The sequence below is a fragment of the Ktedonobacterales bacterium genome (assembly GCA_036557285.1).
GTDB lineage: Bacteria > Chloroflexota > Ktedonobacteria > Ktedonobacterales > DATBGS01 > DATBHW01.
The window spans coordinates 1-23,049 of sequence record DATBHW010000082.1; the positions used below are offsets into that span (position 1 = coordinate 1).

The 23,049-nt window shown below is 60.0% G+C and carries 26 protein-coding genes; 7 read left to right on the forward strand and 19 right to left on the reverse strand.

Translation table 11 applies throughout. The features are described 5' to 3' along the window. The 5 genes from VH599_22315 to VH599_22335 all read right to left on the reverse strand — a co-directional run. On the reverse strand, nucleotides 1–717 hold a 717-nt coding region (locus tag VH599_22315; GenBank protein ID HEY7351060.1), incomplete at its 3' end, for a mannosyltransferase family protein. Nucleotides 718–800: 83 nt separating this feature from the next. Further along, nucleotides 801–1,883 carry an alpha-hydroxy acid oxidase gene (locus VH599_22320; protein HEY7351061.1) on the reverse strand — a complete coding sequence of 361 codons (1,083 nt, stop codon included), beginning with the start codon at nucleotides 1,881–1,883 and terminating at the stop codon, nucleotides 801–803. Nucleotides 1,884–1,906: 23 nt separating this feature from the next. After that, nucleotides 1,907–2,629 (reverse strand): class I SAM-dependent methyltransferase, encoded by a 723-nt coding sequence (locus VH599_22325; protein ID HEY7351062.1) that lies wholly within the window; start codon nucleotides 2,627–2,629, stop codon nucleotides 1,907–1,909. A gap of 233 nt (nucleotides 2,630–2,862) precedes the next feature. Beyond that, nucleotides 2,863–3,237: a DoxX family protein gene (locus VH599_22330; protein HEY7351063.1), complete on the reverse strand. Its 375-nt coding sequence runs from the start codon at nucleotides 3,235–3,237 to the stop codon at nucleotides 2,863–2,865. A gap of 13 nt (nucleotides 3,238–3,250) precedes the next feature. Next, nucleotides 3,251–6,799, reverse strand: a complete 3,549-nt coding sequence (locus tag VH599_22335; protein ID HEY7351064.1) for a DNA polymerase III subunit alpha — start codon at nucleotides 6,797–6,799, stop codon at nucleotides 3,251–3,253. Between the two features lie 350 nt (nucleotides 6,800–7,149). Between VH599_22335 and VH599_22340 the strand changes: the two genes are divergently transcribed. Next, nucleotides 7,150–7,602, forward strand: coding sequence for a response regulator (locus tag VH599_22340; GenBank protein HEY7351065.1), 453 nt, complete (start codon nucleotides 7,150–7,152; stop codon nucleotides 7,600–7,602). Nucleotides 7,603–7,623: 21 nt separating this feature from the next. Continuing rightward, nucleotides 7,624–8,526 carry a 50S ribosomal protein L11 methyltransferase gene (gene prmA / locus VH599_22345; protein ID HEY7351066.1) on the forward strand — a complete coding sequence of 301 codons (903 nt, stop codon included), beginning with the start codon at nucleotides 7,624–7,626 and terminating at the stop codon, nucleotides 8,524–8,526. A gap of 20 nt (nucleotides 8,527–8,546) precedes the next feature. Here prmA and VH599_22350 read toward each other — a convergent pair whose 3' ends face one another. From VH599_22350 to VH599_22365, 4 genes are all read right to left on the reverse strand, one after another. Continuing rightward, complete coding sequence (locus VH599_22350) at nucleotides 8,547–8,867, reverse strand: CopG family antitoxin (protein HEY7351067.1); 321 nt, start codon at nucleotides 8,865–8,867, stop codon at nucleotides 8,547–8,549. Nucleotides 8,868–8,873: 6 nt separating this feature from the next. Beyond that, nucleotides 8,874–9,146 carry a BrnT family toxin gene (locus VH599_22355; GenBank protein HEY7351068.1) on the reverse strand — a complete coding sequence of 91 codons (273 nt, stop codon included), beginning with the start codon at nucleotides 9,144–9,146 and terminating at the stop codon, nucleotides 8,874–8,876. A 112-nt stretch (nucleotides 9,147–9,258) separates the two neighbouring features. Beyond that, nucleotides 9,259–10,104, reverse strand: coding sequence for a GNAT family N-acetyltransferase (locus VH599_22360; protein HEY7351069.1), 846 nt, complete (start codon nucleotides 10,102–10,104; stop codon nucleotides 9,259–9,261). Between the two features lie 259 nt (nucleotides 10,105–10,363). After that, nucleotides 10,364–10,801 (reverse strand): hypothetical protein, encoded by a 438-nt coding sequence (locus tag VH599_22365; protein HEY7351070.1) that lies wholly within the window; start codon nucleotides 10,799–10,801, stop codon nucleotides 10,364–10,366. A gap of 208 nt (nucleotides 10,802–11,009) precedes the next feature. Here VH599_22365 and VH599_22370 point away from each other — a divergent pair, with 208 nt between their 5' ends. The 3 genes from VH599_22370 (at nucleotide 11,010) to VH599_22380 (ending at nucleotide 12,484) form a co-directional block, all read left to right on the forward strand. Beyond that, nucleotides 11,010–11,270, forward strand: a complete 261-nt coding sequence (locus VH599_22370) for a hypothetical protein (GenBank protein ID HEY7351071.1) — start codon at nucleotides 11,010–11,012, stop codon at nucleotides 11,268–11,270. Continuing rightward, the gene (locus VH599_22375) at nucleotides 11,257–11,550 is read left to right on the forward strand and encodes a hypothetical protein (protein ID HEY7351072.1); all 294 of its coding nucleotides are present in this window, start codon (nucleotides 11,257–11,259) and stop codon (nucleotides 11,548–11,550) included. Before VH599_22370 ends, VH599_22375 begins: the two co-directional genes overlap by 14 nt. A 367-nt stretch (nucleotides 11,551–11,917) precedes the next feature. Next, nucleotides 11,918–12,484, forward strand: a complete 567-nt coding sequence (locus tag VH599_22380) for a hypothetical protein (GenBank protein HEY7351073.1) — start codon at nucleotides 11,918–11,920, stop codon at nucleotides 12,482–12,484. A gap of 149 nt (nucleotides 12,485–12,633) precedes the next feature. Here the strand turns inward: VH599_22380 and VH599_22385 are convergent, their stop codons facing one another. The 5 genes from VH599_22385 to VH599_22405 all read right to left on the reverse strand — a co-directional run bounded on the left by VH599_22385 (nucleotide 12,634) and on the right by VH599_22405 (nucleotide 16,592). Further along, nucleotides 12,634–13,038 (reverse strand): cupin domain-containing protein, encoded by a 405-nt coding sequence (locus VH599_22385; protein ID HEY7351074.1) that lies wholly within the window; start codon nucleotides 13,036–13,038, stop codon nucleotides 12,634–12,636. Nucleotides 13,039–13,192: 154 nt separating this feature from the next. Continuing rightward, entirely contained in the window at nucleotides 13,193–14,425 is a 1,233-nt protein-coding gene (locus VH599_22390) for a PQQ-dependent sugar dehydrogenase (protein HEY7351075.1), read from the reverse strand. 45 nt (nucleotides 14,426–14,470) lie between these two features. Next, nucleotides 14,471–14,857, reverse strand: coding sequence for a hypothetical protein (locus tag VH599_22395; GenBank protein ID HEY7351076.1), 387 nt, complete (start codon nucleotides 14,855–14,857; stop codon nucleotides 14,471–14,473). Nucleotides 14,858–15,095: 238 nt separating this feature from the next. Further along, complete coding sequence (locus tag VH599_22400) at nucleotides 15,096–15,740, reverse strand: hypothetical protein (protein HEY7351077.1); 645 nt, start codon at nucleotides 15,738–15,740, stop codon at nucleotides 15,096–15,098. A gap of 51 nt (nucleotides 15,741–15,791) precedes the next feature. After that, nucleotides 15,792–16,592, reverse strand: a complete 801-nt coding sequence (locus VH599_22405) for a prenyltransferase/squalene oxidase repeat-containing protein (protein ID HEY7351078.1) — start codon at nucleotides 16,590–16,592, stop codon at nucleotides 15,792–15,794. A 295-nt stretch (nucleotides 16,593–16,887) separates the two neighbouring features. Between VH599_22405 and VH599_22410 the strand changes: the two genes are divergently transcribed. Both VH599_22410 and VH599_22415 read left to right on the forward strand, forming a co-directional pair. Continuing rightward, nucleotides 16,888–17,685: a hypothetical protein gene (locus tag VH599_22410; protein ID HEY7351079.1), complete on the forward strand. Its 798-nt coding sequence runs from the start codon at nucleotides 16,888–16,890 to the stop codon at nucleotides 17,683–17,685. Between the two features lie 58 nt (nucleotides 17,686–17,743). Beyond that, nucleotides 17,744–18,358 (forward strand): Uma2 family endonuclease, encoded by a 615-nt coding sequence (locus tag VH599_22415; protein HEY7351080.1) that lies wholly within the window; start codon nucleotides 17,744–17,746, stop codon nucleotides 18,356–18,358. Nucleotides 18,359–18,447: 89 nt separating this feature from the next. On the opposite strand, the gene VH599_22420 is transcribed toward VH599_22415, so the two are convergent. The 5 genes from VH599_22420 to VH599_22440 form a co-directional block, all read right to left on the reverse strand. After that, entirely contained in the window at nucleotides 18,448–18,795 is a 348-nt protein-coding gene (locus VH599_22420; GenBank protein HEY7351081.1) for a DUF5615 family PIN-like protein, read from the reverse strand. Next, nucleotides 18,788–19,123: a DUF433 domain-containing protein gene (locus tag VH599_22425; protein HEY7351082.1), complete on the reverse strand. Its 336-nt coding sequence runs from the start codon at nucleotides 19,121–19,123 to the stop codon at nucleotides 18,788–18,790. The genes VH599_22420 and VH599_22425 overlap by 8 nt, the downstream gene beginning before the upstream one ends. Nucleotides 19,124–19,234: 111 nt before the next feature. Beyond that, nucleotides 19,235–20,599 carry an MFS transporter gene (locus VH599_22430; protein ID HEY7351083.1) on the reverse strand — a complete coding sequence of 455 codons (1,365 nt, stop codon included), beginning with the start codon at nucleotides 20,597–20,599 and terminating at the stop codon, nucleotides 19,235–19,237. Between the two features lie 101 nt (nucleotides 20,600–20,700). Continuing rightward, complete coding sequence (locus VH599_22435) at nucleotides 20,701–21,990, reverse strand: FAD-binding oxidoreductase (protein ID HEY7351084.1); 1,290 nt, start codon at nucleotides 21,988–21,990, stop codon at nucleotides 20,701–20,703. A gap of 165 nt (nucleotides 21,991–22,155) precedes the next feature. After that, complete coding sequence (locus VH599_22440) at nucleotides 22,156–23,037, reverse strand: hypothetical protein (protein ID HEY7351085.1); 882 nt, start codon at nucleotides 23,035–23,037, stop codon at nucleotides 22,156–22,158. Nucleotides 23,038–23,049: the final 12 nt, after the last annotated feature.

Sequence of the window (23,049 nt, forward strand, 5' to 3'; positions counted from 1 at the left end):
CTCCCAGGCGAGGGGAAGGAGCAGCAGGATGCCGGTGGGGCGGGTCAGCATGCCCAACGCCGCCAATCCGCTTGCCTGCCAGAGTCGGCCCGCGCGGGCGCGCTCGATAGCCCCCAGGCTCAGCAGCAGGAAGAGTGACTCACTGTAGGGCGCGAAACTGAAGAAGCTAACAGGGGAGCAGACCAGGCAGAGCAGGGCAAAGCGGGCGACAGGTTCGCCATACTCGCGTTGGGCCAGACGGAAGAACCAGAGATAGCTGCCCCAGGCGCCCAGCCAGGAGACGAGCAGCGCGGCCAGCGTGAAGTGCCCGCCGAGCGGCCAGGCGAGGAGCCGGATGAGCAGGGGGTAGAGGGGGAAGAAAGCGCCCAGTCCTTGATCGGTGTAGCCCTGCTGAGCGATGTGCAGGAAGAAGGCGCTGTCGAACCGCGCCCAGGAGGCGGCGAAGCCGCTGCTCCAGTCGGCCAGCGGCGGCGCGTCAGATGGCGTTGGCTGGCTGCCAGGAATGCCAGCCAGCCAGAGATGCAGCGTGGTGAGCGCCAGATAGAAGGCCAACGCCAGTAGAAAGACCAGGGAGGGAAAACTGCTCAGCAAGACGCCTGCGCGCGATTGCCGCAGGCGTTGGAGCCAGGTAGGAGAAACGAGGCCGCCGCCCTGCTCATGCAGGACAGCAGGCGCAGTCGTTGTTCGATCTTCAGAAACGGTGGTCAGGTGTTCCATGCAGCCGGCCAATAATCCTTCTCTCAACTTCCCCTTGCTAAAAACGAGACTGGCGCGTGGCCGGTCACAGGGAACGCGCTGCTTCAGGGGTTGAGGGAGAGCAGACTGTTATCAATGCTGGCAATGGTGGGGCGGCCCGCCAGCAGCATCACCTCTTCCAGTTCATGGCGCAGCATCTCAAGCACGCGCTGCACCCCATCGGCTCCATCGAGGGCCAGACCCCAGAGGATGGGGCGGCCAATCAAGACGGCTCGCGCGCCCAATGCCAGGGCTTTCAGCACATCGGTCCCCCGGCGCACACCGCCATCCAGATAGACTTCGGCGCGCCCATCTGCCGCTTCAACCACTTCCGGCAGCGCCCGAATGGCTGCGATGGCGGTATCAAGCTGACGCCCGCCGTGGTTGGAAACGACGATGCCATCCGCGCCATATTCCACCGCCAGCCGCGCATCCTCGGCGGTGAGAATGCCCTTGACGAGAATGGGCATCTCTGCGATGGACCGGAACCAGGCGACATCCTTCCAGGCGAGGGTGAGGTCCATCATCCTGGCAACGTAGGTAGGCAGCGCGGAGCCGCTGTCCTGCCGGGGCATCATAGACATCTCCGGGCCGGAAAAGTTGGCAAGCTGGACCTCTGGCGGCAGCGCAAAGTGGTTGCGCACATCGCGTTCGCGTCGGCCAGAATGCGGCGCGTCTACCGTCAGGCAGAGCGCCTGGTAGCCAGCGGCTTTAGCGCGCTGCACCAGGGCGCGCGTGATCTCGCGGTCCTTGTTGACATAAAGCTGGAACCAGAGCGGGCCGCTGGCGGCGGCGGCCACGTCTTCCAGCGTGGTTGTGGCGAGCGTACTGACGGCCATAAGCGTTTCTGCCGCGCCCGCGCCGCGCACCGTGGCAAGCTCCCCTTCGGGATGGCCCAAGCGGTGCATCGCTGTCGGCGCAACCAGGATGGGCGCGGCTACCCGCTGGCCCAGCACCGTTGTGCTGGTATCTATGGCGCTGACATCCACCAGCATGCGCGGGCGCAGGGCAATGCGCTCGAACACGGCGCGGTTTTCGCGCAGGGTTACTTCGTCCTCGGCCCCGCCCGCGTAGTAATCGTAAACCATACCTGGCATGCGCTGCTGTGCCAGTGTCTCAAGTTCCAACAGGTTCACCCATTCTGCCATTGATCGCTTGCCTCCAAAAATCACTAGTATGACTGGCGTGTCGCGTGGATCACGATGAAGCTAGGTACAGAGACATCTCTTTCGTTGCCGATCTGCTGCGCTAATTCCTGGCTAAGCTGCGGTTCCACCATCTGGCGGAGCACGCAGCCCTCTTGAATCACCAGATTGATATAGCTGCTCAGTGGGCGATGAAAGAGGTAGCCGAAGGTCTGTGGCCTCACGTACTCGTGCAGATACTCGCGCACTTCGACATAGCCCTTACGCAGCCATTCGGCCCCTGGCTCCTCGAAGCAGGGATGAAGCAGGGAGAAGATGAAATCTCCCCCTCCCTTGAGGGCATGGATGCAGTTTCGTATAGCCGCTTTGTAGTCAGCAATGTCCATCAAGACCATATTCGCAATGACCACATCAAAGGAGTTTTCCAGGTCGGTGCAGGTGGAGAGATCGGCCTGAACGTAGGTAACGCCCCGTCGCTCGGCTTCCTCACGCTGAAGCGCGTAGCGATACAAGCCCTCGGCTGGCTCGATGCCGGTCACACTAGCCCCTTTTTGCGCGAGCAGCCGACAGAGATAGCCCTGGCCGCAGCCAGCATCCAGTATGCGCTTGTCCGTGACATCTCCCAGGAGCGCAAAGATCACCGGATTCAAGAGATGCTGGCGAGCGAAATCGCCCTCCTCGCCAAACGTCTCTGCCTGGTCGTAGGTTGCCCAGGAGCGAATCGCCTCGCTATTGCTTATGTCGGGCATAGAGATGATGTTCCTTCGGGTACCTTGTCTGGATGTTCTAACCATCATTCATGTTATTGACAGTTAGCATGTCCAGACAACGTTGTCCAGATATGCTAACCGCCATTCGGGTTATTGATGGTTAGTATATCGGGGCAAGGCGCTCTATCCTAACCATCAATACCCTGAACGCGCGGCCACTTCTGCGTGATCTGTTTGGAGCGCAGCCGCTGCTGAAATTGCTCGCTGGTCAGCTACCTCTTTGCTTTGCGGCCAGCCAGCGTCAGCAGCAGGCCGCCCAGCAGGCCAAGGTTTTTGGCAAACTGGATTTGCTGCGCCTTGCGCCCGGCTTCGGTCTCTTCTTTCCAGAAGGCGTGGCCCGCGATGGTCGTTGGAATCAAGGCGAGGAAGAGGCCCGCTGCGGCCATCCTGGGCAGAATCCCCAGGCCGAGCATAGCGCCGCCCGCCATCATGGACACGCCGTTGATTTTCACGGCCAGTTCTGGCTCTGGAATGCCAAGATCGGCCACCTGCTTGACGCGGTTGCCTGGCTGGGAATACGCCCGATAGCCCCCCAGAATGAAAATGATTGAGAGCAAGAGATACGCCAGTTGTTTGATGTTCGCCATACATACCCTCTTTTCACTGATATTCGGCTGCGCCTTCGGCGCCGGGCCGCTGCTGGCGCCCCGTCATCTCGCTCCCGTTGGTTTCGCGCGCGCCAGCCAGCGCCGGTTCTTTTTCGGTGAATACCGAAACCTGCACAGACCCCGGCCCCAGCGCCTCCTCCAGCGCCTGATGCAGTTCGGCGCAGTAGCCCACATGATTATCGTCTGGCGCGAGCCGCGCCTGCCAGAAGCCGTTGCGCACCAGCAGTTCGTACTGGTCGCCGCCGGAGTGACGCTGGATATGGCGATAGGCGTCCTGCACCTTGATCTTGTCAACCAGATCGTTGCCGGTGCGCGTGACGGTGATGCGCAGGAGATATTTCGGGCGGCTCATCTCCTCATCCGAGACCTCGAAGCGTTCCGCGCCATCGGCGATGATCTTGGGCTGATCGTCGCGCATCTCTACTTTGCCGGTGATGAGCAAGATGTTATCATCCTGCCAGAGATTGGCGGTCTGCTCGTAGGTGCGCGGAAAGATGGTCACTTCCACCTGGCCGTGCAGGTCTTCGACGATGGCCGCCGCCATCGTGTCGCCCTTCTTGGTGGTGATGCGCCGCGCCTCGATGATGCGCCCGCCAATGGTGATCTTCTGGCCCGCCCACTCTTCGTTCAACCTGGCGGTGGGAACCGCGCCCCGTTTTTCCAGCGCCTCAGCGACCCGCGCCAGGGGATGCGCGGAAAGATAGATGCTCAGCAGTTCTTTCTCCCAGGCCAGCCAGGTCTGGCGCGGAATCTGTGGGGCGTCGCGCAGCTTGAAGTCCTTGACGGGATCATGCCCATCTATCGCGCCAAAAAGGCTGTCCTGGCCGATCTCCTGCATCTTGCGGTGCTGCTGCCCGATGCTGATGGCGTGGTCCAGCGACTCCAGCAGTTGATGGCGCGGCCCAAGCTCATCCAGCGCGCCGACTTTGATCAGGCATTCCAGGGCGCTGCGCGTGACGGCGCGGCTGTCCACGCGGGCGCAGAGGTCGGCCAGCGAGACAAAGGGGCCGTCGGTCTTTCGCGCCGCCAGTATCTCTTCGATGGGCCGCGAGCCAACATTTTTGATCGCCAGCAGACCAAAGCGCACCTTGCCCTCTTCGACGGTGAAGCCGATGTCGCTCTTGTTGATATGCGGGGCCAGCACTTCTACGCCCATGCGGCGGCATTCAGCGACGGCGGCCATCACCTTTTTGGCGTCGCTGGCCTCGGTGGTGAGGGTGGCGGCCATAAACTCCGGCGTATAGTTGGCCTTGAGATAAGCGGTGATGTAGGCTACCCAGGCATATGAACAGGCGTGCGCCTTGTTGAAGCCGTAGCCGCCAAACGGCTCGATCAGCGTAAAAATCTCGTCGGCGATCTTCTCATTGATGCCATGCTTGACGCAGCCCTGGATAAACTTGCTGCGGTATTTGATCAACTCTTCGGGAATCTTCTTGCCCATCGCCTTGCGAAAAGCGTCTACTTCGCCCCAGGTGAAGCCCGCCAGTTCGACAGCGATATACAACACCTGATCTTGATAGACCAGGACGCCATAGGACTCTTTCAGAAACGGCTCCAGATCGGGATGCAGATACTTGATCTGGATTTCCCCATGCTTGGCTTTAATAAAGGTCGGGATGCTGTCCATCGGGCCGGGGCGATAGAGCGCAACCATAGCGGTCAGGTCTTCAATGCTGGTGGGTTTCAGTTCTTTGATGTGCTGGCGCATGGCCCCCGACTCAAGCTGGAAGATGCCCGTTGTTTCGCCGCTGCTGAGCAGTTCGTAGGCTTTGGCGTCATCGGTTGGGATGTGGTCCAGGTCCAGGTCAACGCCATGTACTTCTTTGATGAACTTGACGCTGTTCTGCAAGATGGTCAGGTTGGAAAGGCCCAGGAAGTCAAACTTGAGCAGCCCCAACTCTTCCAGATAGGCTTGCTCGTACTGGCTGACCAGCCAGCTTTTGGGGTCTTTGGCGTCGCGCAGTTGGAGCGGCACTGAATCCATCAGCGGCTCGCGCGAGATGACGACGCCCGCCGCGTGGATGCCAACGCTGCGAATGGTCCCCTCCAGCGCCAGCGCCTTGTCCAGAATGGTTTTGGTCGTTTCGCTGTTCTCGTAACGCTGCTGGAGGTCTTTGATCGTCTCCAGGGAGCCGCGCAGCGTGACCTTGGGGCCGGTGGGGATGAGCCGGGCGATGGTGTCGGCCTCGCTCTGGAGGCTCAGGACGCGCCCAACGTCGCGCACCGCTGCTTTGGCGGCCATCGTGTTGAAGGTCACGATCTGCGCCACTTTGTCCCAGCCGTATTTTTCAGCGACGTAGATCACCATTTCCTCACGCCGGTCATCGGGGAAGTCGGTGTCAATGTCGGGCATGCTCTTGCGTTCCGGGTTCAGGAATCGCTCAAACAGCAAGCGATACTGAAGCGGGTCTACGTTGGTGATGCCCAGCACGTAGCCGATCAGGCTGCCCGCCGCCGAACCGCGCGCCGAGCAGCGGATGCCGCGCTTGCGCGCCTCGTTATAGAAGTCCCAGACGATCAGGAAGTAAGCAACAAAGCCTTTCTGGCTGATAATCGTGAACTCGTAATTCAGCCGGTCCTTGATCTCGTCGGTCATCTTGTCGTAACGCTCCTCGACGCCTTTGACGCAGAGATCATAAAGGTACGCATCCGCGTCGCGGTAGCCAGCCGGAATGGGGAAATCGGGGAGCAGCGCCTGCCCGAACGTCAGGTCAATATGGCACATTTCTGCGATGCGCATGGTGTTTTTGAGCGCGTCGGGTACGTCGCCAAAGAGCGCGGCCATCTCGTCGGCGGTCTTCAGGTAGTAGTGCTGGCTGTCGAACTTCATGCGTTTGGGGTCGTCAATGCCTTTGCCTGTCTGCACGCAGAGCAGAATATCCTGCGTCTGCGCGTCTTCGGCGCGAACGTAGTGCAGGTCGTTGGTGGCAACCAGCGGCAGGCCCGTCTCTTTATGCAGGTCGTAGAGCATCTGGTTGACGCGCACCACCTCCGATTCTGGGGCCAGGTGATCTTGAACTTCCAGAAAGAAGCGGTCAGGGCCAAACACGTCACGATACCAGTTGATGACCTGGCGCGCGCCGTTGATGTCGCCTTTGAGCAGCAGCGAGGGGATTTCGCCGGAGATACAGGTACTGGTGGCGATCAGCCCTTCGGCGTGCGCGGCCAGGGTCTTTTTATCAATGCGCGGGCGCAGGTGATACCCTTTGGTATGAGCCAGCGTCGTCAGCCGCAGCAGGTTGCGATAGCCGACCTCGTTCTGAGCCAGCAGCAGCAGATGATAGTAATCGTATTTGCCGCTGTGGTCTTCAATGGCGTTGGGGGTGAGATAGCTTTCCACGCCGATGATCGGATTGACCCCGGCGTCTTTGCAGGCTTTATAGAAGTCAATGACACCATACATCGCGCCGTGATCGGTGATGGCAAGGCTTTTCATCCCATAGCTTTTGGCCTGAAACACCAGATCGGTAATGCGCGACAAACCATCCAGCAACGAGTATTCACTATGAACATGCAGGTGGGTGAACTCACTCGCGCTCATTGGCCGCTCCTTCGATAGATACCAGGCAGTAATCCATATTCATGATGCTCACTCTTCAGTAATACTTAAGAATGCCTCACACAACCGACGGTTGGCCCCACCCCTGCCGCCTGGAAGGACGGCGCTACAACCCCATCCCTGCTCGTGCGGAGGTTGTGTGAGGCGCTCTAAGAACGTTTGCGACAGCCCTGGTACTATTTGGCCGGTCAGGAACTGCCTCAAGCATAGGAGAAAAAGGCTGTTTCAGTATACCGTAGCTGAGGAAAGGGAGCAAGAGAATAACACGCGAGATAGACGCTATGATATGATGTCAACGCGGCGCAGGCGCTGCGCATAGCAAGGAGCGTTGGATGCGAATCGCCAGTAAAAAGGGGCTGCTCACGATGGCTCAGCACTTCCTCCAACCGACAGAGCGCACTATTTTGGTCATTGAAAATGATTGGAACAATCGTATTTTGATGGAGAATCTGCTGCGTATGGGGGGCTATGGGGTTGTGTCTGCAATGAATGGGCAAGAGGCGCTGGAGCTTTTGGATCGCGGCGTGCAGGTGCATCTGGTGCTGACCGATCTTTCGATGCCGGTGCTGGACGGCTATCAAGCCGCCCAGATGATTCGAGAGAAGGCTGGCTACAAAGAGCTTCCGATTGTTGCCGTCACCGGCTATGCCATGAGTGAGGATAAAGAATCGGCTCTGGCGGCGGGCTGCGACGAGTATCTGACGAAGCCATTTCGCCAGAGTGAATTGTTGGAGATAGTGGCGCGGCTCTTGCCTGCCTGCCCGGCTCCGAGGGCAGGCGGCTAAAACCGCTCGCACAGGAAATCTATGCGTTGGCTGGAATTGACGGTCTCTGCGCACCGTGAAGCCGTCGAGGCGATCAGCGAGCTGCTCAGCCGCTACGCGCCCGGCGGCGTTGCTATCGAAGAACCCATTGCCTTGCTGGATGATGGGCAGGAGTATCGTATCCTGCCCGATGGTGCGGCGCTGGCGCGCGCCTATCTGCCGGTGGATGGCTCTGAGGAAGAGAAGCGCCAGCAGATTGAGCAGGGGTTGTGGCATCTGGGGCAGATTGGGCCAGACTTTGTGGGCGAACTCACGGCGCGCCTGGTGGCTGAGGAGGACTGGGCCAACGCCTGGAAAGCGTATTACCATGTCCTGCGCCTGGGAAGGCGCGTTGTGATCAAACCGTCCTGGCGCGACTATACGCCCAGACCAGGCGAAATAGTGGTGGAATTGGACCCCGGTATGGCCTTTGGCACGGGGCTGCACCCCACAACACGCATGTGCCTGGAACTGCTGGAGCAGCGTGTGCAGCCGGGTATGCGCGCGCTGGATGTGGGGACGGGTTCGGGGATTCTGGCGCTGGCGACGGCGAAACTTGGCGCGGCCAGCGTGCTGGCGCTGGATGTGAGCAGTGTGGCCGTCGAATCCGCGCAGGCCAACGCGCGCGCAAACGGTTTGGGAGAGCGCGTCACCGTCAAACTCGGCTCCATCGAGGAGGCGTCGGGCGGACGCTATGATCTGGTGATCGCCAATATCATTGCTCGCGTGATTGCCGATCTGGCTCCCGCGCTGGTGGGGGCGCTGGCCCCTGGCGGCTTGCTCATTGCCAGCGGCATCATTGACGAGCGTTTGCCCCTGGCTGAAGACGCGCTGCGCGCCGCTGGCCTGACTCAGATCGAGCAGGTGCGCGATGGCGATTGGGTGTCGCTGGTGGGGCGGCGGTAGGGCTGTGCAGGTGATCCGTTTTATCCGCTTGCGCGCTTTTTCTGCTCCCGATTTTGTAGATGCTCAAGCAGGACTATGCGGGCTAGTGTTGATGGGCCAATGCCGCGCTCTCTGGCCTCGCTGCTGAGCGCCTCAAAAGAATTCTCCTCAAGCCGCACCGTGAGCGATTTTTTCTGACGAGCTTTTACGAATTTCACATCTGTAACCAACTCAAGCTCGTCAGCAAACTCCTCAATGGAATGTGTATCCCAGAACGCTGCTTCTTCCTCAATAGTATTGAATGTTGGTATGTGGCTTTTTCCCGGCTCTTCTTTTTGCTCTGGTTGTTTTTTTTCTGCCATCAGTGCTTAGCGCCTTCTGTGTTGCTGATAGGCTCGCCGTTCTGCGTCGTCTGCTTCTCGCGCGGTAACGAGAGCGTAGATGTCTCGGCCTCTTGGAGCGACAAACACAGCTACATATCTACCTGCCTCGGTTTGTCCAATGATGAGATAGCGCCCTTCTCTTGCCTTACGTATGAAAGGGTTCCCGAAAACGATTTGGTTCACCTCTTCAATACTGACATGATGGCGGGCGATATGTTCTTCACGATCAGGCTCAAAAATCAATTCAACGATTTTCACAAATCAAGCATCTTTTTGCCTCTCATTATAGTATCCAGGGTCTTTGCTGGCAAGGAGCCAACTGGGTTCAGGGGCGCGTTCATACGCGGTCGGGTGCAAAGAGCTATTTAATTTACAGGGTCAGAAACATTTCGTGCTGGCTGAAGAACTCGGTGAAGCCGAGATCGCGGCAGCGCGCCAGAAATGGGCTGTCCTCCGGTTCGTTGTAGACCTGAATCCCGGCGGCATCGCCCGCAGCGGCCCGCAGGAGCGCGGCAAGGTCGGCGTTCGTCAGGTCGCTCTGGAGGATGGCCGCCTGAATCTGTATCTTCTCGTTGTTGGCTCCCCTGCCGCCGGGCCTGAAGATCAGGCCGTTAAGCTGCCCATCCGCGCCCGCAGCAGCGACAGCTTCGGCGCGCATGGTCATGAGGCTGGGAAGTTCGCGCTCCCAGTCCGGCTGATAGCCTTCGTATAGCCCTGGAAAAAGGGTAGCGGGCGCAACAGCCTTCACCTGAAGCGATGGGAAGGCATCCGGCAAGGCAGCGGTGTCTACCTCAATCCCGATCAGCCGCCGCGCAGCGACAAAACCGGCGCGCTCGTACAGCTTGATCGCTTTGATGTTCTGCGTCAGCACTTCCAGTTGCAGCGTGGTCAGGCCGCTCTCGCGCGCTACCTGTATCATCTGCGCGGCGAGCAGCCTGCTGGCTCCCGTACCGCGAAACTCCGGCGTGATGCCAAAGCCACCACACCAGCCGCGCGCGCCGCGAACGCCCATGCGCGCCATGCCGACAAACGCGCCTTGCTCATCGTGCATGACGACGGAGCAGTTCGCGTCAATCTGATAGACGCGCGCGAAACCGGCGCTCATCTCGGCGGTCAGCGCCATCGGAAAATAGTAGCCGCTGAAGCTGGCGTTGAACATCTCCGCAAGCTGTGGCTGCGTGTAGCCTAAAGTGTTGGAAAAGCGATACGTAGTCATTGTGGGGCCTGGCCTAAACTAATTTGTCGTAATCCTGGTGAGAGCCAATCCATTGCCAGAGAAATGGGAAATTATCCAAACGAAGGGTTATTCCACTTTCTGCACGAGTCCCACCGCTTCTTGAGGGACATTTAGGACTCCAACGGAGATATATCTGAATCTCTCACCGGAGGATGTCATTCGAGAGTTTCACAGCAAGTGGTGATCTACATGGCGGCTGGTGACAGCAGTGTTGTAACTCCCCCTAGTAGCTATTCTTTCACTGGTCTTTTGTGTACATTATATCAAAGTCTTTCCGCCACGTTTTCCCCTGGTCCTCAGAAGCTTCCGCGACCGCAGCAATGGTGTCGCCGTTAATCTGTGCGGTAAACCGCTGGTAGAAATCCGGATCCTGTCTCAACATGCTCCAGTGCTTGCCATCAAAGCTCATGTCGAAAATTCTCGATACACCTCGGTTGTCGTAATAAAACACTTCGAACCGCTCCGTCGGGCTGCTATAGCCGATCACGTTGACCGCTTCCGGCACGTCACTGGTACCGAGCTTGTCGCGCCAAAGGACAAAGGCATGGTCAATCCATTCAAAACTGGCTGTGCCGACGACTTTGGTCTCCAGGCTGTCCAGAAACCAGGCGTTGGACATCGCCCAATTCCAGTTGCCTATCAAGACCTCTAGGTCTTTTAACTGTGGTTTGTTCATGACTTTAGTATACCATACAACCCCCGTATTGAAGGGTTCAAGTTAGTCGCTGCGCGAGGCGCCTGTAAGTGATGTTATGGGATTCCCCTCACAATTAAGGGGCTTTTTCAACGCCCTGAGTAAGCGTGAGACGTGGTGTTTCGACGCTGTGCTATCATGAGGTGGAAAGTGGATACCGATGTCAGAGGCAGAAAGAGAGGATAGCTGGATGTCTCATACGTTGACGATCTCGGATCGGGCTTATGAAACGCTTCAGGCGCTTGCAAGCAAGCAGGGGAAAACGCTAGAGGCATTCCTTGAATCATGGGCCGAACAGCACGAGCCAATATTGCAAGGCGTGGAGCGCAACCCCTATACTGACCCGCGCTATCAGACTTTTGAGGAGTTTTTCCATGAACTGGGTGTGAGTGAAGAGCGTCTTCGCCGCCTGGAGGAAGAGGCTGAGGCTGAGGACGATGCCAACGTATGATAGGGATGAGTCATTCAAGCACGATTGGGAGCGGTTATCCATTGTTGAACAAGATCGCTTCATCAAGACAGTGAAAAAGATGGTCTATGACCTTAAATCTGGTCAGGGCTTCCGCAAGGGCTTGCGTGTGAAGGGCGTTGAGGGATATGAGGGTATCTATGAGATGACCTGGGCGCCAGACGGACGGGCGACCTTCATCTTTGGCTCGTCACCGCATGAGGGCGATGTTCATGTTATCTGGCGAAGAATTGGCAGCCACGATATTTTGCTGAAGCCCTGAGTATACGCCATGTATGCTTGACACGAGTGGCAGCCATGCGGTAGGATGGCTGCATCAGGCGGCCCGCTGTCGGCGGGGGTCTGATCCGCGTCCCAATTGGGGGCGCTGGAGTTGTTCGACGCAGAGATGGCTGGCGCGGCAAGTGTATAAAGCACCCACCGCGCCATACCCCAGCCCTGGACAGACCAGGAGATGGAGCTATGAGGATTGTATCGTATTCTGAGGTTTCTCTCCTCCTGGCGGCCACCTTTTGGAAACACTGCGCTTGCTGTGCAGTTCTCCGGGGGTAGCCGCTTTGCTTTTGGCGCGCGGGCGGGAAGCGTGGCTTTCCGGTCCAGGGTGTTGCGCCCGGCCCAGGAGGAGACTCATGAGTCTCGTATCGCGGTATCGTTTGTCGTTTCTCAGCGCCTGGCTGGCGGTGGACGCCAGAACGCGGGCGCAGGTGTCGCCGCGCCAGATGGCGGGAATAGTGGGGCGGCTGGGACAGGCGCGTGCGGTGCAGGAGTGGCTCCAGCCCTGGCTGGTGGCGGTGTTGAGCCGACGCGAGCGGCTGGGGTGGACGCTGCATCCGCCGGTGTGGCGTGGGCGGCTGGCTGGGCAGATGGCGGAGGCGCTGACGCGGGAGCCATTTGGGGTAGGGGAACTGGACCGCTGGCAGACGGGGTGGATGCGGTATCTGTTGGAGGGGGAACTGGCGCGGCTGGTATGGCTGCTGGAGGCGCCGTGTGTGGCGCTGGGGTGTGCGGGGTGGGAGCGGTGGGAGGGGGTGGGCTGGGCGCTGGCGGGGAGTCTGGCGCGCGTGGGGCAGGTGGCGCGTGCGCTGGAGGAGCGGGAGGGGGTGTGGGTCGGGCAGGGAGGGACGCAGGCGGCGCTGGAGGCGGTCTGGAGGCGGCTCACGCGGGCGCAGGGGCCGGGTGTGGCCGCCGGACAGTAGGCGCTGGCCCAGCCCATTTTGTACCGCCAGCCTGCGTGCTGGCGCAGCGGTGAGCCGCCGAGACGGCGGCGGTACGGAGGCTGGCGGGACCGGCAAGAGTCTGCCGCGTGTCCCGCCAGCCTGTGTGCTGGCGAGGGTGGGGGGTGGCCTCACTCGCTGGCCGGGTCGTAGGGGATGACGTGTTCCTGCTCGTTGGCATCATTGCGCGCGACGATGGCGATGGCCGGTTCGGTCTCGCTGAGGTTGCGCGGTTGGTGGGGGACGTTGGCAGGGATATAGACGAACTCGCCAGGGCCGTTGATGATTGATTCGCGCAGGCCGGGGCCATAGTGTGTTTCCACGCGGCCCTGCACGATGTAGATGGCCGTCTCATAGCCCAGGTGGATATGGGCTTTGGCTGCGCCGCCCGGCGGGATGACGGTGCGCTGCATCGAAATACCGCGCGCGCCGGTGGTGCGGGCGGAGACACCCACAAAGTAGGGGATTTCCTGTTTGGCCTCGATAGCAACGCCCTCTTTGACGACGATGATGCCTGCTGGCTGCTGGTCACTCATAAAACGCTCCTTAGAATGCCTCACACAACCGACGGTTGGCCCCACCCCTGCCGCCTGGAAGGACGGCGCTACAACCCCGCCCCTGCTCGTGCGGAGGTTGTGTGAGGCGCCCTTAGATGCGCTGTTGGGCGCTGGCGGCTGAAGTCGCCAGCCACTAGCCGGTGTAGGTGATACGGTAAATGACGCCGTTCAGGTCATCGCTCACATAGAGCGATCCATCTGGCCCCACCGCCAGCCCAACCGGACGCCCCAACACCTGGCTCTGGTTGTTGAGCCAGCCAGTGGCGAAGTCCTGGGGAGCGCCAGCTACCTGGCCTTGCGCGTTCAGCGGAACGAAAATCACTTTGTAGCCGGTAGGCACGCTGCGATTCCAGGAGCCGTGAAAGGCGATGAAGAGGCCGCGATAGGCTGGCGGGAACGCGGAGGCGCCGGAAGCGTTATAGAACGCGAGGCCCAGCGGAGCCGAGTGCGCCTGCATCTTGACGAGCGGCTGCGCTATGCCATTACAATCGCCCGTATGCCCAAGGTCGGGGTCAATGATGGCGCCTGCGTGGCAGACGGGCCAGCCATAGTCGCTGCCGTCTTGCAGGGCATAGACCGTTTCAGGAGGCGTATTATCACCCAGCAGGTCGCGGCCCATGTCTGTGACCCAGATTTGCTGATTCCAGGGATTGATCGCCATGCCAACCGCGTTGCGCAGCCCGCGCGCGTAGAGCCGCCCGCCGCTGCCATCAATGTTATAAACCCAGACGCTGGCGCGCATCGGATCGGATTCAACACAGTCGTTGCAGGTGGAGCCGATGGAGACATATAAGCGGTTATCGGGGCCGATCAACACTGTGCGCGTGACGTGGTTGCCGCCAGTGGGCAGGTGCGGCACGATCACCTGTTTACTGGTTGCTTTCAGGTCTGGCCCCAAGGTGAAGCGCGTGACACGCGAGGCTTCGCCAACATAAAGGCTGCCATCGCGCCCGAAGTCCAGGCTGGTGGGATCGTTGAGGTCGCTGGCAACGACTACTGGCCCGGTGGTCTGGCCGTTGTGCTGGGGGTCAGGAAAGGCCAGGATGCGCCCGCTCCCGCGCTCGGCTACCAGCAGCGTGCCGTCGGGGCTGAAGGTGATGAAGCGAGAGCCTTGCAGGCCGCTGGTGAAGGCTGTGGCCTGGAAACCTGCTGGCAGGCGCAGATAGGAAAGCGGCGTCAGCGCGGCCCCAGGGGTCGAAGGAGGAGGGGGCAGCGGCGGCGTGACCGCTGTGGGCTGATTGACGGTTTGCAAGCCACAGGCGCTTTCCAACAGCAGCACGATGAGCGCCAGCACTACAATGAGCGCCTTCCCGCGCTTGCCTGGCAGCGGAAGATGGGCGCTGGTGGCATAGCGTCTCTGTTTCACGAGGAAGCCCTGCCTGCCTAGATCGAAAGGGGATGCTGCTTATCCCTAATTTACCCACTCATCGCTGCCGTTGATCACCCGCACGCGCCCCTTGCCAGCGCCCACTTTTTGCCGCTTGTCTCCAGCGTTTGCCTCTGACTCTTTCGGCTTGCGATCTACCCAGGAAGGGAGCAAGAGCGTCAGGAAGAGGAAGACGCCCAGGGCGATAAAAGCGTTGCCGGTGCTGCTCAGGCCCAGGTTGGTCATCAGGTGCAGCGAGAAGGCCCGCGACAGGAGGAATGCCATCAGCGGCGCTAAGCTGACCGCCCCCGCGAGCAGGCGCGCGGGCAAGACCCAGGGTCGGCTGCGGTGCAGCAGACCCAGCCCTACGTTAATCAGGCACGCGCAAACGCTGATGATATTGAGTGTGATAATAAATGCCCCTGTTGACACGATGGCCCTCCCTCGCAAATGCTTGACGCGCGCTTCGATGACCAGCGGCGCAACGCTTTCGTCGCGCGGCGGTAGTTTCTCATGCTACGCCTGTCAGACGCTTTCCGTCAAAAGCGGCCACAGGCTATCGTGGATAAGAGTCTACCACAAGAAGCGCCACAGCGGTAAAAAAACGGTACTATTTGGCTGAACTTGTGACCAAAAGAACCTGCCGCCGCAAGCCATGCCAAACACTGCCCTACAAGACCCGGCCCAACCCTGACGGGCCAGCAGGCCCGACCTGGCGCAGATGGGCCAGGTATTCGGCGGCTAATCCCAGGAGCAGCAGACCCAGCCCTATGAACCAGAGATACAGGCCAATAGTCACAGGTTCGCCAGCCAGCGGCGCATCAAGGAACTGCTGCCGAGCGAACAGAAAGACCAGCCCCAGCGCGGCGGCCAGCAGCAAGAGCGTCACGAGCAGGCCAGCAAAGAAGGTCAGCACCGGAATGTTCATCACCCGATTCAAGACGATCAGCAGGAGCAGAAAGACCAGCAGGCCACCGGCCAGGCTCACCGAAGGGATGTCGAGATAGACCACGCGAAAAATGTAGAGGCCATCGCGCAGCAGATCGAGGAGCAAGCCTTGCTGAACGAGAGCAACGGGGGAGCCGTATTTCGCGGGCGCGGACCAGGGCAGCGCCAGCCCCAGGAAGAAGATGAGCAGGCCCAGCAGCGCCAGGGTGTGCGCGAAGCCCGCGCCGCTGCGGCGCGCGGTTTTGCTGGCGGGCGGCTTTTCCTGCGCCCAGATGGGGCCAGCCGCTGCAAAAGGATTGCGTTCGCTGCGTTCAAGCGAACCCTCCAAGCCCTGCGGTTTCTCGTCTTTTGGTTTGCCTGATTTCACGGGTCTTTTTCCTCTGCCTGCCAGGCATCGAGCGCCTGGCCTGACGCGCTGCTACACCACGCCTGCTGCCTGAAGGGCGCGCACCGCCTGAATGGTGACATCCAACGTAAAGGGGTCGCCATCATCGCTGGCGAAACTGCCGTTCGAGTGCTGCGCGCTTTCCAGCAGGGCGCGCGCGTGGGCGAGCAAGGGGGTGGATGGCGCGATGCCCGCGTTGAGATACGTGTTCAACAGCCAGGCCAGCGCGCCCGCGTCCCACTGGCTGTCCAGGCGCGCCTCCAGGTAGTCGCGCGTCGCCTGGGCCACTTCCGACGCTTCGCCTTCGGCGATGGTGAAGAGCGCGCCCATGATCCAGATGGTCTGCGGATATTGCTCTTCCAGTTCAAGCTGATAGAGGTAGTTGCAGGCGCGGGTCACGGCGTCCAACTGCGAATCGCGGCCCACCGCCAGATGATAGGCGGAATCGGCGGTGAGATAGGCGTTTGCCATCTCGTTTTCAGGCGACATCCAATGCGGCGGATTCAACTGAAGAATCTGTTCGCTTTCGCGCCAGCTTCCATCGGGCTGCTGGGCGCTGAGCAGAAAGTCTAGCCCGCGCTGCACAATGGGATCGCTGCGCGGACCCAACTCGGCCAGCCAGGTCAGCGCGTGATGCGTTGCCGCCAGGCTGCTCGGTTCGCCTTCTTGCTGGCGATAGGGCCAGCCTCCATCGGGATTCTGAAGCGCGCCGACCTGCTGGCGCGCTTCCTCAATTGCTGTTTTCTCGCCCAGCGCGGCATGCAGCCGGGCCAGTTCAAGGGGGCTGCCATGCTGGCGGATGTAGGCAATTGCTTGCTCAAGGTTGGCTTGCATCTCGCTCTTTTCCTATACCTGATCGTTGAGAACGTCTGAAAGTTGCCTGAACGCCTGACAACAAGAGACCGCGCGCATCATCTGCATGCCTGCTGAAAGCAACTCAGCAACGTCTCTTGTCAGCATTGTAACATAGGCAATCTGGGAAGCACAATTGCCACCGCCAGCGGATTGATCGGTTAGCTTCTTCTGCTCTCGCTGCCAGACTTGGCGACAGCTTCATCGGATGCTATACTGGCGCGCGTAGAGTTAACGCTCGCGCGCAATCTGCCAGACTTGACCAGGAGTGACGGTGATGCTTGAACAGGGAGTGTCCGTTCAGCGTGTGAAGATATGGAGCCTGGGTTTTACTGCACTCTTTGTGCTACTTGTGTTTCTGGCGGTGCTGTTCATATCTCATTTATCTGAAGGGACTCTTCGTTTCTTTTTTTACCCGGTTCAAGCGGACCGTAATCAATTGAACTATCATATTTGCTCTGAATTCGGCGCTCAATCTACGGAGTGTCTCGATGTCCAGGGCGAGTCCATATTTATATATCCCGACGCATTTCTCCTTTTGCTCTATGCTCTGGGGCTGGTGGTCCTTATTTGCCTGGCGGGACTCTTTATAACTGGATCGAAGCTGATGCGACTTGGCGTATTTCCTTTGCAACTCCTCTCGGTGATAGGCGCGGGCATCCTTGTGGTCAGCGGAACTCCTCTGATAATCCATCAGGTCGTATATGAGGCAGAGCGGATTATTCGCCCTCTCAGCTTCATCATGCTTGGTCTTAACCATTTCAGCATGCTCTTGCTTTCCTATCGAATCAGGCCCTGGAAGAAGAGATGGTGGTCTTTGTTTGGGGTGATTCCTGTTCTTGTAGGTATAGTAACTCCGGTACTCTTACTCTTGTTCCGCCCATCGGGCTGGAAGTGGCGTCCTGAAGCCCTTCCACTGCTCATCCTGGGTGAAGCGGCCTTCTTCCTCACCTTTGGCTTTTCTGTTGAGAGCGAGCTTTCTACAGGTTTCTTCATCTCCACCTACCTGCCCCTTGGCCTGGCCTTCCTGTTGATTGTGCGGACCGAGCAAATGATAAAGAATGAGCTGGGGTAGGCCGCGTGATACAATACCAGTGTGAGAGGCGTTTCTACCCTGACGAGGAGGCCGCACAATGGCGATCACCAAACGGTATCGTATGCTCATTCATGAGCCGGGCGATTTGCTGACGGTTGCTGAGTTTGCGCAACTGCCAGAGGACCAGGATGGCTGGCGCACAGAATTGATACGAGGGGTGGTGCATCGCATGCCGCCAGTGAAAGATCCACGCCATGATTGGATACTCTTTAACCTGGCAACGGCGCTGGGCGCCTACCTTAAGACGAGCCAGTTGGGAGGGCGTGCCTCCTTAGAGCAAGTTGGTTACGCGCTGACCGCTGCTGATGCGCCCGGTGGCACAGCCGTTGCGCCTGATCTGGCGTTTGTGGCGGCGGAACGCTTGCCGCAGGTGCAAGAAGCGCGGCAGCGCAAGGAATATGTTCGGCTGGCGCCCGATCTGGTGGCAGAAATTGTTAGCCCTTCGCAGGCGACTGACCGGGAAATGGAAGAGCGCGCGCAGATGTGGCTGGAAGCGGGGACACGCCTGGTGTGGAACATCTGGCCGGATGAGCAGCGCGTTGACGTGTGGATGCCAGATGAATCGCTGCGCACGCTCGGCGGGCATGACGCGCTGGATGGGCGAGACGTTGTGCCTGGCTTTACGATGGTGGTTGCTGACTTGTTTGCTTAGAGTATCCCATCTGCACTTCATGCGTCAGCAAACCCTGGACGGAGTAGTCTGAAAAGGCAGCCAGGGGTGCTGGTTGGGCAGAGGCTGGCTCAGCGCCACTTGCAGTAAACAAGGGTATTGCGCATGCTCTCAGGACTGGTCGTGAGGGCCAGAAGTTCCAGGTACTCGATATATTCACCGATGCTTAATTCCTGCTGAAGCAAGACAACTCCGGCGTGTGGCTGCTGATCGTGCGCCAGCCTGATATAGTGACGGTCACTCGTGACCATGACCAGCCCCTGCGCAGCCGCGTAGGCTAGCTGGTCATCATCATGAATGCCCTGATGGGCGCGCCCGGCTTCCTGAGTTGTCAGGACAAAGACGCCGCGCGCGCGCAAGCCTCTGGCGAGAGCTGAGCGCATATGCTCGTCAAAATAGTAGCGCAGCGCCTCACCCATGCGCCGCGCGCCTCTGCTTTTCAGCGAGCAGTTGACGCATTCGCTCAGCTATCGGCGAAGTATCGGCATCGGCGCGTTCAGCAATGAACGTGTCGTGTTCCTTAATCTCGTCGTCTATCTCGTCTTTATGATCATAATAATAGGTCAGCGCAGCATGGACCTCGGCCAGCGTCAACTGGAAGTCGCGCGCGATCTCGTCGGGCGTCTCACCCTGCCAGGTCCAGACAGCGATGTCATGTACTGAAATCTTGTGGCCTTCAATGCAGGGTCTGCCCTCGTAAAATCCAGGGGTGCGCACAATATGCTTGTATCCCGTCTCCACCGTCATAGGGGGGTCTCCTCTCTGCCTGCATACGGAGGGCTTCTCCCTGTAGTATAGCATAGCGAGAGGGCGGGGGTACAAGGCCCACCTTCTGTCTGGACTCCCGGCCACTGCTTTTTATTCTCCTTCAGCCTGGCGGGCATCAGCGCCTGCCAATGCTTGCTTGCGGCGCTTGTCCATGCGGGGGTCGGGTACGCGCAGGCGATAGAAGAGGGCGGCGATTATCCCCAGCGCGGCGGCCAGCAGGAAGGGCGGGCCATAGCCCAGGTGGTCGGCCAGCCAGCCGCCCACGAGGGGCGCAAAGGTGGCGCCGGGCGCGTAGCAGAGCGAGGAGAGCGCAATATACGTCGGGCGCGCCTCCGGTGGGCCGAACTCGATGACGAACGAGAAGGACGCCAGCAGCGTGGCCGAGAGGCTGACCCCGGTGAGCAGAAAAATGCCTGCATAGAGGAACGGCCCATGCGCCAGCAGAGCCAGCAGGCCGGCCAGCGCGCCCGCCAGCGCGCCAATTTCCAGCACCAGCCGATGACCATAGCGATCACCCACCAGGCCAAGGATGAAGTAGCTGGCTGTGGAGGAAGCGATCAGGACGGTGTTCTGGATGCTCACCTGCGCGTCGGTCAGATGCGCTTCGTTTTTGGCCGAGAAGGCGTAAAGGCCAGTCGCCAGGGCTGACGCGCCAGCGATGGCGTTGGCGATCAGCAGCAAACGAAAGCCGCCGTCTTGTCGCAGGATGCGCAGCCAGCCGCGCGGGCCGTTTGCGCCAGCGGCCTTGCGCGCGGCTTTTTCGGCGGGCGGGTGCGGAATGCGACGTGGCTCGCGGGTGAGCGCCAGCCAGATAAACGAGATGATCATCATGCCAAAGGTCAGCGAGAAGCAGAGGGCAAAGTTTGCCGGGTAGCCGATGGTTGGGGACGAGAGGATCAGCGTTGCCAGCGCCGCGCCACCAATACCCAGGAGGCCGCCCAGGCTTGTGGAGAGGCCAAAGAATCGCCCGCGCCAGTTGTCCGGGATGGCGCGCGCTACCAGATCGAGCCAGGGCGTCATGGACAGGCCGCTTCCAAACGTCTGCATGAGGATGAGGAGAAAGAAGAGGGCCAGCAGCCAGAACGGATGTGACTCGGCCAGCAGCAGCGCCGCGCCAGCCAGGACGAGATACGGCAGGCGCTCGAAGGTTGTGACGATCAGCAGGATCGGTTTGGTGCGGCGCAGCCCTTCGACGTAGCCCGCCAGAATCAGTTGTGTGCCAAAGATGCCCAGCGCGCGTATCGCTGGCGCCAGCGCGGCAGCAATGTTGGAACTGGAGAGATGATGCACGAAGAGGGGCAGCACGACATATGCCGAGCTAATATTCATCCCTAACGTGAAAAAGGCGATGTCGAAACCCATCATGGCGAAGTTCCAGCGGAAATGGCGGTCACGCTCGGCAACGCTGGCCGCCATTTCCGCCGCAATCTCCGGCGGGGTCTCCTGGGTTAACATAGGACTCCTCTCAACTTCCAATCCCACAGAAGGTACTTGCTATCTCTTGCCTCCTCCTGGTGAGCAAGAGAGCTAGAGCGGCTCAGCAGAGCGCGCTTGCTCTACAGCGGCTTCTTTGTGTGTTCGGGTGTGAACAAATCAGCTTCGGTGTTTGGCAAGCCGCAGGCGAGGTCAGCGACCAGCCGGGCGCAGCGCACAGCCATAGCGTTGCCATGCCCGGTATAGCCGCCGCAGAACAGGATATGCTGCCTGCCAGGGGCCAGGCCGACCAGCGGCAGGCTATTGGGGGTGAAGGCCATCAGCCCCGCCCAGCGGTGGGTAATGGCCGTCGTGGCGGGCAGCCCCAGGGTCTCGTAGACAAAGCGATCAAGATGCTGTTGCACCGCGTCGGTAGGAACCTGGGTCGGGGTGCGCTGGTCGTGGTCGGGCGCGTGATCGCGCCAGCCGCCAACGACCAGCCGCCCGTTCTGCAACTGCCGCCAGTATTGATAGCCGTAATGCGCGTAGATGGGGCAATCGAACAGCCGCTCCTCGACAGGCGTGGTTGCCAGCATCTGGCCGCGTGTGGGTGTGACGACACGCCCATCGGGGCGCGCTTCTGGCGCTGGCTGGGCGTCGGCGCTGGCTGCTGATTCCGGCTGAGCAGACAGCAGATCGTCGAGCCAGGCATTGGTGGCAAGGATAGCTTTCTGGGCATGGACCGCGCCAGCCGGGGTTTCGATCACGACGCCATCGGCGCTCTCCCGAAGGCTGAGCGCGGGCGTTTGTTCGTGGATGATCGCGCCTGCCTCCTGGGCAAGTCTTACCAATCCAGCGACCAGCCGCGCTGGCTGGACTTCGCCGTCGCTGGGGTGATAGGAGCCGCCCATATAGTGTTTGCGCAATCGTTTTGGCAGGCGGGTTTCGTCGAAGACTTCGGTGGCCCAGCCATCTTCGGTCAGCAGCCGCGCCGCCGCGCGCACCTCGACCAGTTCTTCTGGCGCATCGGCCAGGCGCAGGCTGCCGGTATGGCGATAGCCGGTAGGCCAGCGGCGCGCCTCTAGCTCATCAATCAATGCCCGCACCATCACATTGTTGGCGACGCTGAAGGCATAGAAGCGCCGCGCGCGCGTGTGACCGTAGAGGGCAATGGCCCGGTCATAGGTTTCAACCGTTCCGGCGAGCAAAAAACCGCCGTTGCGCCCGCTCGCGCCGTGTGCCACCGTTTCGCGTTCCAGAAGGATGACACGTCGGTCATCGCGCGCCAGCCAGAGCGCGCAGGCCGCGCCGGTGATGCCGCCGCCGATCACGGCGACATCTGCGTGGACCGGGCCTTCCAGGGCGCTGTAACGCGAGGCGCTCTGCGCCTCGTCCTGCCAGAATGAGAGGCTATCCCCTTCGAGCCGTCGCATAGTCATCCTCCACAAGAGAAACAAAAGTACCTTCTATTATAGCTCATCAGGCGCTCTCAGGCAAAGCGAGGCATATACCTGGGTTTCTACCAAACATGAGGTGTTGGCAAGCGAGGTACGATACCTGTAGCGCCGCCTTCCAGGCGGCGCTACAGGTAATAGCCCTCAGTTTTGGAGAGAACCCTTCTGCTGCGGGCGCGCCCTCTGGATGAGCAAAAGCAAGCCAAGGACAAACAGCGTGGCGCCGACGAGGCCAATTCCGCTGGATACCTGGAGCATGTGGGCCGCAGAGGCGGGAGGGGAGAAGAGACGAGAGAGGACATTCCCGAAAAGAAGAGATGCGGTTGCCCCAGCAGTAAGACAGAGCACAATGAGTGGGCTTGCTTTCCAACACGCTGGCCGGAACAGCAGGCACGCTATTCCCGCTATTTCAAGGAAAGGGCCGGTAACAACCCAGAGCAAAAAAGCCGTATCGGAAATGGGGGGAATGGAGGCGCTCCAGAGGATCACAACCCCTGGCCCAAGCGTGAGCAGCACCTGGAGCCAGATAAACACGTTGTCTGACGGCTGCCAACGAGCCAAACCATAGGAAAGTCTGAGCTGGCTGATCACAGCAAGCGCGTTCATCAGGGACAGGAACCAGGGCGACAAAAAGAGGAGATCGCTCAACGCCAGCAGCAGGGGGCTGCGTACCAGCCCTAAAAGCGTCAGCGAGCTAACAATGGCGCTTATTTCTACGACGGCTCGCAAGAGGAACCCGGCGCGCAGCGGCTTGCTGCTGACAGCCCGTAGCCCGATCAGACACACAACGGTAAGCCCACCTCTTAGTATCAGTGATGCCTGGTTGGCTGATAGGAGTACGTTATACGGGCTGTTTCCAAGCGGGCTTCCTGAAACGCCCAAGAGGGTAGCTGCGCCCCCTGAGAGGGCAACAAGCGCGAAAATCAGGATAAATCGTGGTGTCCAGACCTGCGGCTGTTCTGGCGGCGCCGTCTCCGATTCATTGCCCAGCTTCTGAGCAGAAAGCGGCTCCGGTTCGACGGTCAACGCGCTCCTCCT